Source organism: Mesorhizobium sp. WSM4814 (genome assembly GCF_055811595.1).
Genome location: NZ_JBVVQT010000030.1, coordinates 12,626 through 30,160 on the forward strand (window position 1 = coordinate 12,626; position 17,535 = coordinate 30,160).

Annotated in this window: 17 protein-coding genes, 1 tRNA gene and 1 pseudogene; 16 read left to right on the forward strand and 3 right to left on the reverse strand. The window is 64.1% G+C overall.

Features of this window, described 5'->3' with window-relative positions:
* Positions 1–77 precede the first annotated feature (77 nt).
* Entirely contained in the window at positions 78–275 is a 198-nt protein-coding gene (locus tag AC0L2V_RS28990; protein ID WP_023803681.1) for a hypothetical protein, read from the reverse strand.
* A 166-nt stretch (positions 276–441) separates the two neighbouring features.
* Between AC0L2V_RS28990 and rsmI the strand changes: the two genes are divergently transcribed.
* From rsmI to AC0L2V_RS29005, 3 genes are all read left to right on the forward strand, one after another.
* The gene (gene rsmI / locus AC0L2V_RS28995; protein WP_473521848.1) at positions 442–1,371 is read left to right on the forward strand and encodes a 16S rRNA (cytidine(1402)-2'-O)-methyltransferase; all 930 of its coding nucleotides are present in this window, start codon (positions 442–444) and stop codon (positions 1,369–1,371) included.
* Positions 1,364–1,741 (forward strand): YraN family protein, encoded by a 378-nt coding sequence (locus tag AC0L2V_RS29000; protein WP_473521849.1) that lies wholly within the window; start codon positions 1,364–1,366, stop codon positions 1,739–1,741. Before rsmI ends, AC0L2V_RS29000 begins: the two co-directional genes overlap by 8 nt.
* A 389-nt stretch (positions 1,742–2,130) precedes the next feature.
* Positions 2,131–4,047 (forward strand): winged helix-turn-helix domain-containing protein, encoded by a 1,917-nt coding sequence (locus AC0L2V_RS29005; RefSeq protein ID WP_473521879.1) that lies wholly within the window; start codon positions 2,131–2,133, stop codon positions 4,045–4,047.
* Between the two features lie 16 nt (positions 4,048–4,063).
* On the opposite strand, the gene AC0L2V_RS29010 is transcribed toward AC0L2V_RS29005, so the two are convergent.
* Both AC0L2V_RS29010 and AC0L2V_RS29015 read right to left on the reverse strand, forming a co-directional pair.
* Positions 4,064–4,390: a hypothetical protein gene (locus AC0L2V_RS29010; RefSeq protein ID WP_287171831.1), complete on the reverse strand. Its 327-nt coding sequence runs from the start codon at positions 4,388–4,390 to the stop codon at positions 4,064–4,066.
* A gap of 278 nt (positions 4,391–4,668) precedes the next feature.
* Positions 4,669–5,475, reverse strand: a complete 807-nt coding sequence (locus AC0L2V_RS29015) for an undecaprenyl-diphosphate phosphatase (RefSeq protein WP_023803684.1) — start codon at positions 5,473–5,475, stop codon at positions 4,669–4,671.
* Between the two features lie 181 nt (positions 5,476–5,656).
* On the opposite strand from AC0L2V_RS29015, the gene AC0L2V_RS29020 reads away from it, so the two are divergent.
* From AC0L2V_RS29020 to AC0L2V_RS29080, 13 genes and pseudogenes are all read left to right on the forward strand, one after another.
* Positions 5,657–6,349, forward strand: coding sequence for a glutathione S-transferase family protein (locus AC0L2V_RS29020; protein WP_128169289.1), 693 nt, complete (start codon positions 5,657–5,659; stop codon positions 6,347–6,349).
* Positions 6,330–7,490: a tRNA epoxyqueuosine(34) reductase QueG gene (gene queG, locus AC0L2V_RS29025; RefSeq protein WP_473521850.1), complete on the forward strand. Its 1,161-nt coding sequence runs from the start codon at positions 6,330–6,332 to the stop codon at positions 7,488–7,490. Before AC0L2V_RS29020 ends, queG begins: the two co-directional genes overlap by 20 nt.
* Entirely contained in the window at positions 7,487–8,389 is a 903-nt protein-coding gene (locus AC0L2V_RS29030; RefSeq protein WP_473521851.1) for an SDR family oxidoreductase, read from the forward strand. The genes queG and AC0L2V_RS29030 overlap by 4 nt, the downstream gene beginning before the upstream one ends.
* Positions 8,390–8,527: 138 nt before the next feature.
* Positions 8,528–9,637, forward strand: coding sequence for a penicillin-insensitive murein endopeptidase (gene mepA / locus AC0L2V_RS29035; RefSeq protein ID WP_473521880.1), 1,110 nt, complete (start codon positions 8,528–8,530; stop codon positions 9,635–9,637).
* Between the two features lie 333 nt (positions 9,638–9,970).
* Positions 9,971–10,990 carry a glucokinase gene (locus AC0L2V_RS29040; protein ID WP_473521852.1) on the forward strand — a complete coding sequence of 340 codons (1,020 nt, stop codon included), beginning with the start codon at positions 9,971–9,973 and terminating at the stop codon, positions 10,988–10,990.
* Between the two features lie 114 nt (positions 10,991–11,104).
* Positions 11,105–12,928: an ABC transporter ATP-binding protein gene (locus tag AC0L2V_RS29045; RefSeq protein WP_473521853.1), complete on the forward strand. Its 1,824-nt coding sequence runs from the start codon at positions 11,105–11,107 to the stop codon at positions 12,926–12,928.
* A gap of 41 nt (positions 12,929–12,969) precedes the next feature.
* Complete coding sequence (dapB, locus tag AC0L2V_RS29050) at positions 12,970–13,812, forward strand: 4-hydroxy-tetrahydrodipicolinate reductase (RefSeq protein ID WP_473521854.1); 843 nt, start codon at positions 12,970–12,972, stop codon at positions 13,810–13,812.
* Between the two features lie 33 nt (positions 13,813–13,845).
* Entirely contained in the window at positions 13,846–14,466 is a 621-nt protein-coding gene (locus AC0L2V_RS29055; protein ID WP_236393119.1) for a 2,3-bisphosphoglycerate-dependent phosphoglycerate mutase, read from the forward strand.
* Between the two features lie 68 nt (positions 14,467–14,534).
* A tRNA-Leu gene (locus AC0L2V_RS29060) sits at positions 14,535–14,619 on the forward strand.
* A gap of 120 nt (positions 14,620–14,739) precedes the next feature.
* Positions 14,740–15,528 (forward strand): DUF6538 domain-containing protein, encoded by a 789-nt coding sequence (locus AC0L2V_RS29065; protein ID WP_473521855.1) that lies wholly within the window; start codon positions 14,740–14,742, stop codon positions 15,526–15,528.
* Between the two features lie 21 nt (positions 15,529–15,549).
* Positions 15,550–15,741, forward strand: a pseudogene (locus AC0L2V_RS29070) (site-specific integrase); the annotation flags it as partial.
* Between the two features lie 3 nt (positions 15,742–15,744).
* The gene (locus AC0L2V_RS29075) at positions 15,745–16,431 is read left to right on the forward strand and encodes a site-specific integrase (protein ID WP_473511703.1); all 687 of its coding nucleotides are present in this window, start codon (positions 15,745–15,747) and stop codon (positions 16,429–16,431) included.
* A gap of 450 nt (positions 16,432–16,881) precedes the next feature.
* The gene (locus AC0L2V_RS29080; protein ID WP_473511705.1) at positions 16,882–17,160 is read left to right on the forward strand and encodes a hypothetical protein; all 279 of its coding nucleotides are present in this window, start codon (positions 16,882–16,884) and stop codon (positions 17,158–17,160) included.
* Positions 17,161–17,535 lie beyond the last annotated feature (375 nt).

The window sequence follows — 17,535 nt, forward strand, 5'->3', positions numbered from 1 at the left end:
GTGGGGACGCTCCATTGCGGGAGCTTTTGGTTTCAAGGCGGGTGATGAAAATGTCGAAGCGATTGGGCATCGTCTGGTCAGTGCTCCATCGTGCTGCCGGTGCCGGTCGAGGGCTCGATCTCGAGCTTGGTTGCCTTTGACGGCCGACGCTTTCGCGGCTTTTTAGCCGAGCCGGCGCCGGCTTTGGCAGGCAGGCCCTTGTCCTTTCGCACGGCAAAGCGCTTGCGGCCAGCATAGTAGGGTTCGAAAACGTCTTGTATCTTGAGGCTGTCCATCCTGCTCCTCCCGAGATCAGGCATAAATCCGTCGGGCACGGTTTCGTTCCGTAGTGTGGCAAAGCCATGACAGCCGCGTCACTTCGGCATGGGTTTTGCAACCCGGCGTGAGCCGTGCCAAACAGGGCCGAATGCATTCAAGGTCAGAGCCTGATGGGGGACACCGGTGACCGGCGAGTCGGCAAAACGCAGCTACGTGATCGGCCAGACCGAGATACCGGCCCGGCCGCTCGAGCCGGCGCTCTACCTGGTGGCGACGCCGATCGGCAATCTCGCCGACATCACATTACGCGCGCTTGAAACGCTCGCCGCCGCCGACATCGTCGCCTGCGAGGACACGCGTGTCAGTCGCGTGCTGCTCGACCGCTACGGCATCCGCCGCCGCACCACTGCGTATCATGAGCACAATGCCGGCGAGGCCGGCCCAAAACTGATCGCAGCCTTGCTGGCCGGGCAGAGCGTGGCGCTGATCTCGGACGCTGGCACGCCGCTGATCTCCGATCCGGGCTACCGACTGGTCGGCGAAGCGATCGACCAGGGCATTCGCGTCGTGCCGATCCCCGGCCCGTCGGCGCCGCTCGCGGCGCTGACGGCCTCCGGCCTGCCCTCCGACGCCTTCCTGTTCGCCGGCTTCCTGCCGGTGAAGACCGGCCAGCGGCTGACCCGGCTGGAAGCGCTTAAAGCCGTGCCGGCGACGCTGATCTTCTTCGAATCGCCGCGCCGGCTGGCCGAGACGCTCGGTGCCATGGGCGAGGCGCTGGGCGGCGCCCGCAAGGCCGCGATCGGCCGCGAGCTGACCAAGACCTTCGAGGAGATCCGGACCGGCAGCTTGCAGTCGCTCGCCGATCATTACGCGGCGGCCGACACGCCGAAGGGCGAGATCGTCATCTGCGTCGGCCCGTCGGACGCAACGGCCGACGAGCCGGCGGACATCGACCGGCTTCTGCTTTCGCTTGCCGCCGAGATGCCAGCCTCCAAGGCGGCGGCGGAAGCCGCCAAGATGACCGGCGGCCAGAAGCAGGCGCTTTACCGGCGGCTGCTCGAACTCAAGGACACCGGCAAAGACGGCGACACCGGGAAAGACAGCGATGGCTGAACGCCCGGTCGCCAGCCGCCAGCGCGCCTATCGGCGCGGCCACCGCAGCGAGTGGCTGGCGGCTGCGGCATTGATGGTGAAGGGCTATCGGATCCTGGCCCGCCGCCACCGCACACGGTTCGGCGAGATCGACCTGATCGCGCGGCGCGGCGACCTGGTGCTGATCGTCGAGGTGAAGGCGCGCCGCACGCTGGTGGAAGCGATGGAGGCTGTTCGCCGCGAATCGGAGCGCCGCATCGAAAACGCCGCCGATCTCTGGCTGTCGCGCCAGTCCGACTATGGCAGGTTGTCGGTGCGCTTCGACATGGTCGCGGTGCTGCCTTGGCGCTGGCCGGTGCATGTCGAGAATGTTTTTTACGGGCGAAGCTAGGCGCTGGAAGTCGCCGATGGGATCCGGATCGCAGCGCATTGACCATTCCACGTAGAACGCTCCATCGCGGCATAATCCAAGTCGATGCGTCAGCCGGCTCGGTCGCGAATTTCCGGACGTTTGCGATCGCAGCGCCAAGGTTTCGTCCCGGGAAGCAGCGCCGACTTTCAAACGCTGGTTGACTTTCGGCGACAGGCGCCGATTCTCAAGTCAAAGGCGGCCTGCCGAGCAACATGCCGCCCGAACGATCAGCACGATGATCGAGAGCAGCCTTGAACCTGGTCAATCCACCGAGCCTTGTTCTAAACGGTGTCGAGTTCGATTTCGACGCCGGTCTCCTGCACGGCGAGCATGGTGAAGATGTCCCGCTGAGGCCTCAATCGCTCGCGGTGCTGAAGCATCTGGTCGCCAACGCCAACCGTGTCGTGACCAAGGAGGAGCTCCTGGACGCTGTCTGGCCCGGCATCGCGGTGACGGAAAACAGTCTTTCCCAGTGCATCAGCGAAATCAGGAAAGCCATCGGCGACGAGAAGCAGAGCCTGCTCAAGACAGTCGCGCGACGGGGATATCGCTTTGTCCCCGAAAGCCAAGCGCCCGGCATACCTCACGATCGCTACCCGCAGGTTCACGGCACTGCCTCTCCTGACCAGCACGAGACCAAAAGCCGGCGAAGCCTGATATTTGTAAGCGCTGTACTGGCAATCATTGCCGCAGTCGCGGCGTTCATCTGGAGGCCTACATTTGATACGGGAGTGCCGACCTCGCTCTCGATCGCGGTTCTGCCGTTCGCAAATCTCAGCGAAGCCGAGGAGCAGGCCTATCTTGCCAACGGTTTCGCGGACGATGTGACGACAGAGCTGGCGCGCGTTCCCGGCCTGTTCGTCGTCTCGCACAATGCCGCGCGTGCATATCGCAACAGCGGTCTGCCGCCGGCGAAGATCGCGAAAGAGCTCGGCGTCCGCTACCTGCTGGAGGGCTCGGTTCGACGTCTCGGCGATGAAGTGCGCATCAATGCGCACTTGGTCGATGCCTCGACGGTTGGCCAGATCTGGGCCGAGCGGTTCGAAGGTCCATTCAGCGATGTGTTCAAGCTCCAGGACCAGGTGACCGGTCAGATTGTCGCCGCGCTGCAGCTAAAGCTCGTCCCGGGAAAAGCAAACCTGGCCGTGTCCGGCGATACTGACGATCCGGAAGCTTACCAGGCTTTTCGGCGCGCTATCGAGGCGCGACGAACGGATACACCATCAGGCACCGTGGACGCATCTCGCTACCTGCGCCAGGCCCTGGCGCTGGATGCCGATTTCGGCGCGGCGGCCGCGGAATTGGCATGGCTCCACTGGGATGCCGACGACGCGAGGAGACAGGCCCTAGGGCTTGGTTGGACCGAGATCGACGACGAGCTCTACGGCAATCTGGCCATCGCTGCCGGAAATCCGTCGCCCGGTTACTATCAACTGATTTCCGAGCTTCTGGTCCGGGAGCATAGGTCCGACGAGGCGGTGGCTGCCCTGCAAAAGGCGATAGCGCTCGACCCGAGCGATTCCTGGACCTACGAAGGGCTGAGCCAGGCCCTCATCTTCAACGGCAGGCCGGCTGAGGGGCGAACCTTTCTCGAGGCGGCCCTACGCGTCGATCCCGGGTGGACGGAGTGGCGACACTATCAGGCTGGCTTGGCGGCGTTCGGCCAGGGCCGCTACGAGGAGGCGGTCGCGCAGCTTGAGCAGGTCGATGTTCGGTCGCCCAATCCCTGGACGAAGTTCTACGGCCTGCATGTTCTTGTCGCAGCGCTTGCGCATCTCGATCGCCTGCCGGAAGCGGCCTCAGCCCTGGAGCAGCTCCGAAGCGTGCTGTCGGAAAGGCAGGAGGGTCAGCCGAACCTGCTGATCGCGCAGCAGTTCTTCGTCTACAAGCGACAGGAAGATATCGTTCGCCTGCTCGATGGCTTGAGGAAGGCAGGGGTTTCTGAGCTTCCTGCCGGAATGGAACCCGAATCCGCTGAACGGATGAATGGCGTCGACATCGGCAATCTCATGATCGGACACGAGCTGACGGGACGCCAGGTTCTGCCCGATGTCTTGGCCTACCATGCTGTGATTGCGGCAGACGGCAGCGTGACCCGAACAGTTGGTGAGGAGGTCGTGACCGGTCGAATGTGGGTGCAGGGCGACAGCTTGTGCACCGCCTATCCGCGTAAACTGACGGGCTGTGGCGCCGTGTTCCGCAACCTGAGCGTCACACCCGGAGCCCCGAACGAATACATCCTGCTGCCTCGCTTCAAGCGTTATGAATTCTCGGTGACGAAGTAGCAGCACTTCGCTGCGTTTACAGCGGCCATGAAAGATTGAGGTTCATTTCGCTCTTGCCTTCGGTGACGTACGGACCACAGCGCTTCAATGCATCCGCGAAATCCCTGGCCAAGCCCTTGAACGTCTCGGTCTGCGGCGCTACGTCGACGATTTGGATGGCACTGACGTGCCCCTCGCGGGTGAAGCTGACGTGGACATCTGCACTGAAGCTGATCCCGCGCATCGCCGTCTGCGTAGGCCAACAGCTTGCTGCCCGTTCGAGAATGTGGCGGCTCAGACCATCACCAGCGGACGCGGTGGTCGCGGCGCCGATCACGAGAACTCCCAAGATGCGGTTGATCATCCTTTATCTCCTCAGTTCGACGCCCGAACCGTGTGGGAACGTCGTGGGAGAGAGGACGCGAGGGCTCGTTCGAAGTCATGATATCGGCGTGAAAATGTTCTGAAGAGTGGTGAACGCGATCGATTTGGCGATCGGATGCACGCAAACGGGCGAGAGCGACCCCGCGATGACGGCTTGGGTTGGAGGGGCGGGTCTACGCTGGTCGTCCCCACCATCAGCCGACATTGTTAGGCCAAACGAACAAATAGAGCCCTTGGCGACAAAATAAGCGTGCCGCCTCACCCCCGGACGAACAGCGCCGCCAGGCCGACGGTGCCGATAACCAGCCGCCACCAGCCGAACAGCGAATAGCCGTGGCGCGAGACGTAGTTGAGCAGGAAGCGCACGACGATAAGCGCCGCGACGAAGGCGGCGATGAAACCGGCGGCGATGATGGGCAGATCGGCGCTGGTCAGCACATTGCGGTTCTTGAACAGGTCGAAAGCGAAGGCGCCGACCATCGTCGGCATGGCGAGAAAGAAGGAGAATTCCGCAGCCGCGCGTTTGTCGACGCCCAGAAGCAGCGCGCCGACGATCGTCGAACCGGAACGCGACGTGCCGGGGATCAGCGAAAGGCACTGGAACAGTCCGATCTGCAGATAGAGCCGGAGCGGAAACCGCTCGACGTCGTGATAGAGCGGCTTCGGCTTGAAGCGATCCACCCACAGCAGGACCAGGCCGCCGATGATCAGCATGACGCAGATCAGCCTCGGCGATTCAAACAGCACCGTCTTGATGAAGCCATGCGCCAGCGCGCCGATGACGGCCGCCGGCAGAAAGGCGACGAGGATGCCGAGAACGAAATGCCGCGTCACCCGATCACGCGGCAGGTCGACCAGCATCTGCCACAGGCGATGGAAATAGACGCTGAGGATCGCCAGTATGGCGCCGAGCTGGATCAGGATCTCGAAGGCCTTGCCGGTCGAATGGAAGCCGAGAAAATGACCGGCAAGCAGGATATGGCCGGTCGACGAGACCGGAATGAACTCGGTCATGCCCTCGATCATGCCGAGCAGCAGCGCTTCGACAATGGTCTGGCTTTCCATGGAAACCTCGGCGTTCGAGTGAGAGCTTTGAAGAACGGCTTGCTTGTCATGGCGCGGAACTCCTCCTATAGGTCGCAGCACCCTGACGGCCCTTTGAATCGGGGCGGCCCCCTGAGTCGGGGCGGCCAAGACTTACCGGCGCAGCCGGCGATTTGCCAGTGCGCTCTATTATCGCGGGACCATGCTGACGCTTTTCCACCACCCGATGTTCGCCACCTGCCGCTTCGTTCGCCTCGCTTTCGGCGAGTATGGCGAGGAACTGGCGCTGATCGAGGAAAAGCCGTGGATGCGGCGCAAGGAGTTCCTGGCGCTGAACCCGGCCGGCACGCTGCCGATCCTGCTTGCCGAGGGCGACGTGCCGATCGTCGGCGCCATGGTCATCGGCGAATATCTCGACGAGACGCGCGGCGTGCTCAAGCGCGACAAGCGGCTGTTCGCCGAGGACCCGATGGAGCGCGCCGAAATCCGCCGGCTGACCGACTGGTATCTCAGCAAGGCCGATAGCGAGGTGACGCGGCACCTGGTGCGCGAGCGCGTGCTGAAGCCGATCATGCCGGAAACCGCGGGCGGCGGCTCGCCCGATTCGGCGGCGATCCGCGCCGCGCGCGCCAACATCCGCCAGCACATGAAATACACCAACTGGCTGGCCGGCACCCGCCATTGGCTGGCCGGCAGCAAGGTCACCTATGCCGACCTCGCGGCTGCGGCTGCGCTGTCCGTGCTCGACTATCTCGGCGAGATCGACTGGCGCGAACACGCTGCCGCGCGCGAATGGTATGCACGGGTGAAATCACGGCCATCGTTCCGGCCGCTTTTGTCCGACCGGGTGCGCGGCCTGTCGCCGGTGTCACATTATGCGGACCTCGATTTCTAGAGCGCAAAACTTGCGCGCGCTGATCGACCGCGAGGCGCGGCGCGCCGGTTTCGATGCCGTTGCCGTCACCACGCCCGATGCCATCCCGCAGGCGCCGGCCCGGCTTGCCGCATTCGTCGCCGACGGCTTCCACGGCTCGATGGGTTGGATCGCCGAGACGCTCGAACGCCGCGGCGAGCCGATGGCGCTTTGGCCCGAAGTTCGCTCGATCATCGTGCTGGCCATGAACTACGGGCCGGACCACGACCCGCGCGCGGTGCTGGGCAGGCGCCAGCGCGGCGCGATCTCCGTCTATGCGCAGAACCGCGATTATCACGATGTGATGAAGGGCCGGCTGAAAGAGATCGCCGGCAAGATCGTGGGGCACTCTGGGAGCGACGTAAAAGTGTTCGTCGACACCGCCCCGGTGATGGAAAAGCCGCTGGCAGAAGCCGCCGGGCTCGGCTGGCAAGGCAAGCACACCAATCTGGTCAGCCGCGAGCACGGCTCCTGGCTGTTCCTTGGCACCATCTTCACCACGGCCGAGCTTGCATCCGATACGCCCGAAGACGATCATTGCGGCTCTTGCCGCGCCTGTCTCGACGCCTGCCCGACTGACGCCTTTCCGGCTCCCTACCGGCTCGATGCGCGCCGCTGCATCTCCTACCTCACCATCGAGAACAAGGGGCCGATCCCGCACGAGTTCCGCGAAAAAATCGGCAACCGCATCTATGGCTGCGACGATTGCCTGGCCGCCTGCCCATGGAACAAGTTTGCCCGGGCAGCGTCCGAGGCAAAGCTCGTCGCCCGCGCGGACTTGCGCGAGCCGCCGCTCGCCGATCTGTTGGCGCTCGACGACGCTTCCTTCCGGTCGTTCTTTAGCGGTTCGCCGGTCAAGCGCATCGGTCGCGACCGCCTTGTCCGCAACGTGCTGATCGCCGCCGGCAATTCCGGCGAACCCTCGCTCGGAAACGCCGTGCGTGCGCTGCTCGGTGACGCCTCGCCGCTGGTGCGCGGCGCAGCGGTATGGGCGCTGTCACGGCTTGTGCCGGCTTCGGATTTCGCCAAATCGGCCACCGCTGCGGTGAAAGCAGAAGGCGACGAGGCCGTGCGACGCGAATGGCGCCTGGCGCTGGCAAACCAGATCGAGGCGCATGCATGAGCGAGAAGCAGATCCTCATTTTCGGCGCCGGCTATTCGGGCAAGGCATTTGCCCGCGCCAGCAAGGATGTTGGCACGATCCTTGGCACGACACGCGCAGCGGAGAAATTCGAAGCGCTGCGGCAAGCCGGAATCCAGCCGCTGCTTTTCGATGGCGCGCTGACGCTTGAAATCAGCGACGCGCTCGAGAAAACAACCCACCTCGTCGTCTCGGTGGCGCCGGAAGAGGCCGGCGACCCGGTGCTGAATGCGGCGCGCCAGGCAATCGCGAAGATGCCGGCGCTCGAATGGATCGCCTATCTCTCCACCGTCGGCGTCTACGGCGACCATGGCGGCGGCTGGGTCGACGAGACCTCCGAATGCAGGCCGCTGTCGAAGCGCTCGATGCTGCGTGTCGCCGCCGAGCAGGACTGGCTAAAGCTGGGTCGAGACATCGCCCGGCCGGTGGCGATCCTGCGGCTTTCCGGCATCTACGGGCCGGGCCGCAATGCCCTGGTCAATCTGGAAAACGGCACCGCGCGGCGGCTGGTCAAGCCGGGCCAGGTGTTCAACCGCATCCATTGCGACGACATTGCGGGGGCGCTTTGGCATCTGCTCAAGCACACCAGCGGCGGCATCTTCAACGTCACCGACGACCTGCCGGCGCCGCCGCAGGACGTCGTCACCTATGCCGCAGGGCTGATGGGCGTCACACCGCCGCCGGAAATTCCGTTCGAGACCGCCCAACTTTCGCCCATGGCGCGGTCCTTCTATGGCGAGAACAAGCGTGTCGTCAACACGGCGATCAAGGCGGCCGGCTATCGCTTCCGCTTTCCCGACTACCGGTCGGCCTTCGACCATATGTGGGTTTTGGGCAACTGGCGCGATGGCGAGGCGCGCAGCCCGATGAAGCGGTCGTGATCGAAATCGCGCGCCGGGCGTGCTATGATTCGACCCAATTTGCAGAGGGGTTCTGCTTTCATGACGATGTTGAAGCGACCATTGCCCGGCAAATCGCTGCTGCTGAAGCGTGTCGCAACGCGCTTTAGATCTCTGTTTATGCATGTCGTTGTCGCAAAACCGCTGCGCACTTTTGGGCGACATGCATTAGCAGCACTCGCCGTCCTCGCCTTGGCGGGGCTTGCAGCGCGACCTGCGACGGCCGAAGAGCTGGCGAAAAACCTGTTCGGCGCCAAAAAGCTGCCGGCCGTGGCTGCGCCGCAGTCGATCGGTTTTTATTCCAAGGGCTGCTTTGCCGGCGGCGTCGCCATACCCCTGAACGGCCCGAAATGGGAGGTGATGCGGCCGTCGCGCAACCGCCGCTGGGGCCATCCGACGATGATCGCGCTGATCGAGAAACTGTCGCGCGACGCCGCGGCCGATGGCTGGCCCGGCCTTTTGGTCGGCGACATTTCGCAGCCGCGCGGCGGCCCGATGCTGACCGGCCATGCCTCGCACCAGATCGGCCTCGACGCAGACATCTGGCTGACGCCAATGCCCGACCGCAAGCTTTCGCTCGAGCAGCGCGAAAACATGAGCGCCACCTTGCTTGTCGATGAAAAGACCCATTTGGTGAAAGATGCGCTCTGGGCGCCGGCGCATACGCGGCTGCTGAAGCGCGCGGCAAGCTATGCGGAAGTCGAGCGCATCCTGGTCAATCCCGGCATCAAGAAGAAGCTCTGCGACACGGTGAAAGGCGACCGTGGATGGCTGCGCAAGGTAAGGCCGTTCTGGGGCCACGACTATCACTTCCACATCCGCATCGGCTGCCAGCCCGGCTCGCCAAAATGCAAGGCGCAGGAAAACACCGCGCCAGGCGACGGCTGCGACCAGTCGCTGGCATGGTGGTTCACCGAGGAGCCGTGGCGCCCCAACAAGAACCCGGACAGGCCGAAAGCGCGCGACCTGATGACGATGGCGAGCCTGCCCGCAGCATGCCAGGCCGTGCTCGACGGGCCAAATCCGGCTTCGGCGGAGACGGTCACCTATTATGGCGACTATTATGGCGAGGACGGCGTGCCGGTCGCGGCTGCACCCGTTCTCACCAAGGCTCCGTCGCCGGCGCGGGCATCGGCAAGCGGCGCGGCAGCCCTCCCGGCCACGGCCAACGCCTACGCCGAAACGCCCGAGATCGGCATTCCGCTGCCGCGACCCCGGCCGGGGTACTGAGGCCAGCTAATGTTGGAGACAACCAACTGTTGCGGTCGGCGCCGCCCCTCATTGCCCTGCCGGGCATTTCTCCCCGTATAGTGACGGGGAGAAAGGGCTGGCCGCTGCCTTGGCGCCGTTCTTGCAGCGTTGGAGATTGGCGAAACCATCGATGAGAGCGTCCCTCTTCCCGTCACTATACGGGGAGAGGATGCCGGCAGGCAGGTGAGGGGCGGCGCCCGCTGAATGAGGTTGCTCCGGAACTGACCCTGAAGCGACTTTCCCTTTCCCGGGTCATGCGCTAGTCAACAAAAGAACGGCGGAACGCCACTGGGAACCGGGACGGACGAGAGCATGCCAGGCGACGACGACACAGTGCTGCAGTTTCCGGTCCTGATCGGCGACATCGGCGGCACCAATGCGCGCTTTTCGATGGTGCTCGACGCGGATTCGGAACCAACCGAACCGCAGATCGTCCAGACCGCCAATTTCAACACCATCGACTCAGCGATCCAGGCGGCGGTGCTCGACCGCTCGTCGGTGCGGCCCAACTCCGCCGTGCTGGCGGTGGCCGGCCCGGTCGACAGCGACGAGATCCCGCTCACCAACTGCCCGTGGATCGTCAAGCCGAAAAAAATGTTTGCCAGCCTCGGCCTCGGCGACGTCGTGGTGCTCAATGATTTCGAGGCGCAAGCGCTGGCCGTCGTGGCGCTCGGCGAAGAGCATATGGAAAAGATCGGCGGCGATGCGCCGGAGCCCAATGCCGGGCGCGTGGTGCTTGGCCCCGGAACCGGGCTTGGCGTCGCCGGCCTGGTGCACGCGCTGAACCACTGGATACCGGTGCCCGGCGAGGGCGGTCACATGGATATCGGGCCGCGTTCGCCGCGCGATTTCCAGGTGTTTGCGCATATCGAGAAGCTCGAGGGCAGAATCTCCGGCGAACAGATCCTGTCCGGGCGCGGTCTGGTCAATGTCTACCGGGCGGTGGCCAGGGCGGACGGCAAGCCGGCGCCGTTGACCACGCCGGCCGAAGTCACCGCCGCGGCGCTGGCGAAGTCGGATCCGGTGGCCGAGGAAGCGCTGTCGCTGTTCGTCACCTGCCTGGGGCGCACCGCCGGCGACCTTGCGCTGGTGTTCATGAGCCGCGGCGGCGTCTTCCTGACCGGCGGCATCGCGCAGAAAATCCTGCCGGCGCTGAAGTCAGGCAATTTCCGCGCCGCCTTCGAGGACAAGGCGCCGCACAGCGAATTGATGCGGACCATGCCGGTCTATGTGATCACCCATCCGCTGGCAGCGCTTTCCGGCCTTGCCGCCTATGCCAGAAACCCATCGCTGTTCGGCGTCCAGACGGCGGGGCGACGCTGGCGGGCCTGACCCCACAGAGTTTTTGCCGGCCTCGGCCATAGGCAAGCCGGCACCGGGGCGCTAAGAGGATTGCCGAATTAACCCGGCCGCGGAGCCGGACCGACGTCACGGAACGATCCCGACTTGAACCAGTCGCCAAACACCCAAGCCCCAAACCACCAAGCCAAAGCCCGGCCCGGCGAGGTCGTGGCGGTGATCCGCCGCATCCTCGCCGAGAACGGCCGCGACTATCGCTGGTATTATGTTCTGGCCGTTCTGTGCCTGGTGATGGTTGCGGCCACGACCGCCTTCACCGCCTGGATCATGAAGGATGTCGTCGACCAGATATTCTACCAGCAGCGCGGCGATCTCATCGCGCTGATCTGCTTGTTGATCCTGGGCGCCTTCATGCTGCGCGGGTTGGCCACCTACGGCCAGGCGGTGACGCTGGCCAGGATCGGCAACAATCTGGTGGCGCGCTACCAGCGCCGCATCTTCGCCCATCTGATGAAGCTCGGCATCAATTTCTTCAACGACACGCGCTCGGGACGGCTGGCCGCCCAGATCAACGAGAACGTCAACGGCATCCGTGACCTGCTGTCGATGACGCTGACATCGTTGGCACGCGACGCCGTATCGCTGATCGCGCTGATCGGCGTCATGATCTGGCAGGATCCGATGCTGTCGCTGATGTCGCTGCTGATCGGGCCGCCGCTGATCTACACCGTCGTCTATCTGACCCGCAGGATAAGGCGCGCCACCCGCGAAGCCGTGCAGATAAACGCGCGGCTGATCGGCGCCATGCAGGAAGCAACGCAAGGCATCGCCATCGTCAAGGCGTTCACGCTGGAGGACGAGCTGTCGCGCCGCATCAGCGATCTTGTCGCTGGCGCCGAGCAGCGGGCAAACCGCATCGCCCGCGTCTCGGAACGGTTATCGCCGATCTCCGACATGCTGGCCGGTTTCGCCGTCGCCGGCGTCATCGCCTATTCCGGCTACCGGGCAGCCGTCGGCGGCCAGCCGCCCGGCGCGGTGTTTTCCTTCATCACCGCGCTGCTGCTTGCCTACGACCCGGCCCGGCGGCTGGCGCGCATGCAGGTCGGCATGGAACGGGCGCTGGTCAATGCGCGCATGATCTACGAGTTGCTCGACCTCGAGCCGCAGCAGGGGGACGCGCCCGGCGCGGCCGAAGTGAAGATCACCCGGGGCGAGGTGCGCTTCAACAATGTGTCGTTCGGCTATGTCATCGACGCCCCGGTGCTGCAGGATCTCAGCTTCGTTGCCGCCGCCGGCAAGATGACGGCCATCGTCGGCGCCTCGGGCGCCGGCAAGTCGACGCTGGTGGCGCTGCTGCAGCGTTTTCACGATGTCGAGGCGGGCAGCATCGAGGTCGACGGCCAGGACATTTTAGAAGTGACCAAGCAGTCGCTGCGCCGCTGCATCGCCTATGTCTCGCAGCAGCCCTACCTGTTCGAAGGCAGCATTCGCGACAACATTCGCTATGGGCGGCTGAGCGCCAGCGACGCCGAGATCGAACTGGCCGCGCAACAGGCCGAGGCCGATGGCTTCATCCGCCAGCAGCCGCAGGGCTATGACACCCCTGTCGGCGAAGGCGGCCTGACGCTGTCGGGCGGCCAGCGCCAGCGCCTGTCGATCGCTCGCGCCATCGTGCGGCAGGCGCCGATCCTGCTGCTCGACGAGGCGACCTCAGCACTCGACAACGAAGCGGAAGCGCGCGTCCAGCAGGCGCTGACCCAGATCATGGCGGGGCGCACGACCATCGTCATTGCGCACCGGCTGTCGACCGTGGTCAATGCCGACCATATCATCGTGCTGGAACAGGGCCGGCTGGTCGAGCAAGGCACGCATGCCTCGCTGATGGCCGACCCGCACAGCGTCTATGCCCGGTTCCACCGGGTGCAGGGCAACAAGGGGCTGGGGCTTGTCGACGACGGCAAGCCAATCTAAACTCTGCTGCGGCGCGCGAAAAAAGCGATTGGGAGAAATTTATGAGCGGTACGGCCACAAACGACCCGCCCGTCAGTGAAATGGGCCTGGTGGTGGTCGGCGCGGCCGGTCGCATGGGCCAGGCGCTGATCCGCGCCATCCACACCATTCCGGGCGCCCGCGTCGCCGGCGCGATCGAGCGGGCGGGCTCGCCGCATCTCGGCAAGGATGCCGGCGAACTGGCCGGCATCGGCACTATCGGCGTGGTGATCGGCGACGATCCGCTGCCGGCTTTCGCCAGGGCCGACGGCGTCCTCGATTTCACCAGCCCGGCGGCGACCGTCGAATTCGCCGGCTATGCGGCGCAGGCACGCATCGCCCATGTCATCGGCACCACCGGCTGCTCGGCGGACGACAATGCAAAGATAGCGGCGGCGGCGCGCCACGCGACGATCGTCAAGTCAGGCAATATGAGCCTCGGCGTCAATCTGCTGGCGGTGCTGGTGGAGCAGGCGGCGCGCGCGCTCGATGCCGACGATTTCGATATCGAGATCCTGGAAATGCATCACCGGCACAAGGTCGATGCGCCGTCGGGAACGGCGCTGCTGCTCGGTGAAGCCGCCGCCGCCGGGCGCGGTATCGACCTTGACGGGAACAGCGTGCGGTCGCGCGACGGCCATACTGGCGTGCGCAAGACCGGCTCGATCGGCTTCGCCACGCTGCGCGGCGGTTCGGTGGTCGGCGACCACAGTGTTCTGCTGGCCGGCACCGGCGAGCGCATCACGCTTGCCCATCACGCCGAGGACCGGGCGATCTTCGCCCGCGGCGCGGTCAAGGCCGCACTGTGGGCGCGCGGCAGGAAGCCGGGCCTGTATTCGATGCGCGACGTGCTCGGACTCGCCTGAGACGATCTCATCCACCAAACCTAAGGAGCAAAAATGTCGGGAACTCTCGTGCTCGTGCGCCATGGCCAGAGCGAATGGAACCTGAAGAACCTTTTCACCGGCTGGCGCGACGTCGACCTGACCGAATTGGGCCACGCCGAGGCCAGGGAGGCGGGCGCCAAGCTGAAGGCGCGCGGCATGAAATTCGACATCGCCTTCACCTCGTCGCTGATCCGGGCGCAGAAGACCTGCCAGCACATTCTCGACGCCGTCGGCCAGAGCGATCTCGAGACTATTCGCGACCAGGCGCTGAACGAGCGCGACTATGGCGACCTCTCCGGCCTCAACAAGGACGACGCGCGCCAGAAATGGGGTGAGGAGCAGGTGCATGTCTGGCGCCGCTCCTACGACGTGCCGCCGCCCGGCGGCGAAAGCCTGAAAGACACCGGCGCGCGCGTCTGGCCCTATTATCTGCACGACCTGCAGCCGCATGTGCTGCGCGGCGGCACAGTCCTGGTGGCGGCGCATGGCAATTCGCTGCGCGCGCTGATCATGGCGCTGGACGGCAAGTCGGGCGAGGAGATCGTCAGGCTGGAGCTCGGCACCGGCGTGCCGGTCATCTACAGGCTCAACGCCGATTCGACGGTGGCATCCAAGGAAGTGCTGGCCGGCTGAGCCGGCGGGGCAGCTTTCAAAAAAGCGCGTTGACACTCACCGTTTGCCCGCCTAAAGAGCCCGCACCAGCCCAGATGGCGGAATTGGTAGACGCGCACGGTTCAGGTCCGTGTTCCGCAAGGAGTGGAGGTTCGAGTCCTCTTCTGGGCACCATCATCTTGTAAGTACCTGATTTCATTCAGGTTCTGGTTCGCTTTTCCAGTTCGGCCCAGTTGTAACAGTGACTGTTATAGTCAGGGCTCGAATCGGATGGCGACACTGCCCGAACGGATGATGGCGCGCAGCGGCACTTTTTACTGCCGAATTTGGGTTCCTACGGACATTGCCCCTATATACGGGCGTCAAATCGTGGTCCGGTCCTTGCGCACAAAAGATCTGAAAACAGCCAAGTCGCGTCTCGCTCGCAAGAGCGTCGAACTGGAAAACCGGTTCGACGAAATTCGTGCTGATCAGATCGCCGGCGACAATCACGGCGCTGCTGCGTCGCCGGACTCCCGAACGATCCGTGCCGGCTTCCGCGAGATCGCCCGTGAACACGCCATCGCGGCGAGCGATCAGGAGTTCTGCCGCCGCGCGGAGCTCTTCAGCCAGGCGACCGCGGCTCCCGCTCGGTTCTGGCGTGGCGAGCTCGGACCGCTGCCGGTGCCGGCCGACTTTGGGCACGGCGAACAGGATGCCTATACCTATTTCGACCACCTCGTTGCCGAAGGTGACCTCGAAAAAGTCATCGCCTTCGTCAACCGCTTTCGTCTCGGCAAGCGGATCGAGACGTTGCAGAGCATGCGGGCGACCGGAAACCTTGGCGAACTCGTCGCGATCGCCGAGAACCGCATTCCCGAAATCAGCCGTTCGGATGCGATCGCTCTTGGCCGATTGCTGCTTGAGAACGAACTCGACGTGCTTCGGGCAATCGCCGAGGGCCAGCCTGATCCATCGCTGGGCGATTTTCGTGCAGGCAATCTTCGGCAGGCGGAAAAGCCTGACGCGACTACCTTGGGCAGTTCCCAGCCGACGGCACCAACCGCCATGCCGATCTCGCTCGATGAACTTTTTGAGCGCTAGGAGGCGGAAACCGATCCGAGTGCCAGCACACTGTCTAGCTGGCGCGGCATCCTGCGCGACCTGAAATCATTCGTCGGGGACAAGGCGGACGACATTACTCGCATCACCGCCGAGGATATCGTCGGCTGGAAGGACAAGCTCGTCAAAGCCAAGAAGGCAGCGGCAACCATCTCGCGGGGCTACCTGGGCTGCGCCCGTGCGCTGTTCAGGTTTGCCGTGGCGAACAAGCTCGCGGCGTCCGATCCTTCCCAGGGAATCAAGGTCGCGCGCAAAACGAAGGCGGGCAAGAAGATGTTGGGCCATACCGGAGAGGAGGTGGCTCGGCTGCTGGATTTGGCGAGCGCCGCTCCGGAACCTTGGAAGAAGTGGCTTCCCTGGTTGGCTGCGGCCACGGGATCACGGATTGGCGAAGTGGCGCAGCTGCATGTCAGCCATGTGTTTGAGGAAGACGGATATCATGTTGTAAAGATCATGCCGGCAATCGATGCTGGTAGCATCAAGAATGCGGAAAGCGAAAGGACAGTGCCCATTCATCCGGCCCTGCTTGCAGCCGGGTTCCTGGAATTCGTCGCGGAGAAGGGACAGGGTCCACTCTTCTATGGCCGCTCGTCAGGCGATCCAAAGCGAAAGCACGCCTCGAAGGGCGTTGCCAACCGGCTGGCGTCCTGGATTCGAGCGAACGGGTTTTCCGATCGTCGCAAAGCGCCGAATCATGCGCTGAGGCACTGGTTCAAGACCGAAGCGTCAAGGGTTGGCATTTCTGACAGCGTGGCCGACGCAATTCAGGGCCACACCGACAGCAGTTCCTCGGGTGTCTACAGGCATATCGGCTTGGCTGTGATGGCATCAGCGCTCGAGGAAATCGAACTGCCGCCGCACCGCGGCGTGTCGTTAGACGCTTAGAGCTACACGTCTGCGCTGGCAGCAAGCTCGTAACCTCCTGATTGTGCCAAGAGCTGTTATCGCCGAACCCCTACTCAGACGTCGCATTTGGGGGCCGACAAACGAACCCGCTGCGCGGGATGGGCGCGCGCGGTAAGGGCTCCCGTTCGCCCGCGAACTGCTCGCGGTCGCGAGCTCACCGGCTGTGGCCCGTCCGTCCTCGGGGACTTTCGTACGCTGCCGGCGCCCGAAACTCTTCACGATAGCGGACTGGCAGCTTTCCGGTGTCCGAAAGGACAATAGTGGACGTTCAGATCGGGAGGACCGAGGTCTCAGACCGGCGCGACCTCGCCAACTCCTGGTCTCCTGCACCGAATCACGGCGAGAAAAACCAAATCGCCTGAAGGCGTGCCTAACCATCCTAAAAGGGCTATAAAGTACCGAACCATGCTGGCGCCGTTACCCGGTCACATGCGTGCGATCGTGCCGAAGCAGGAACGCCTGGGCGGCTTAGCCGTCATTATCGACGTCGCCGTTTGTTTCCGTAATGCTGAAAACGACCGCGTCGATCGCGAGCGGATTTTTGCTCGCGCGGATCGGGAACTTGTCGTTGTTCGCTCCAGCATGGATCCCGAGGACACGCACCAAGGCTTTGCCGGCCGTGTCGTTTTCATCGGCGGCGGTCCACCGGTGTGGGAAGCCTACGCGCGGTTCGTCAGCCACTGCGATGTCACGCGGGCTGCCCTATGACGGGCCGGCGGACCGCTGGTTCGATGCAAGATGGCTTACGGGAGGTGGCGAGGTTGCCAGAAATCACCGCGACCAATGAAGGCTCGGCTCGTTTCGATCTGGGAACATTTAGACCACCTCGCGACCCAAGTTCCAGTCCGCATTTTATGCAACTTTATAGGCACAAATCATGAACACTGCGGCGCAGTGGGTTTGATTTCCAATCGCCACTTTAGTCGGCTTCGCATGTTCCGAAATGAGTGCATTGGGGCCGACAGGGGACCGGCAGGTTTCGGTTTCGACGGCCGGGCTAGAGGTGACGTTCGCACTGAGGCCGATCGGCGACGTCCGGCCTCATTGCTTATGGCTCGGACAGCGAAGCGATCAACCAGTCTA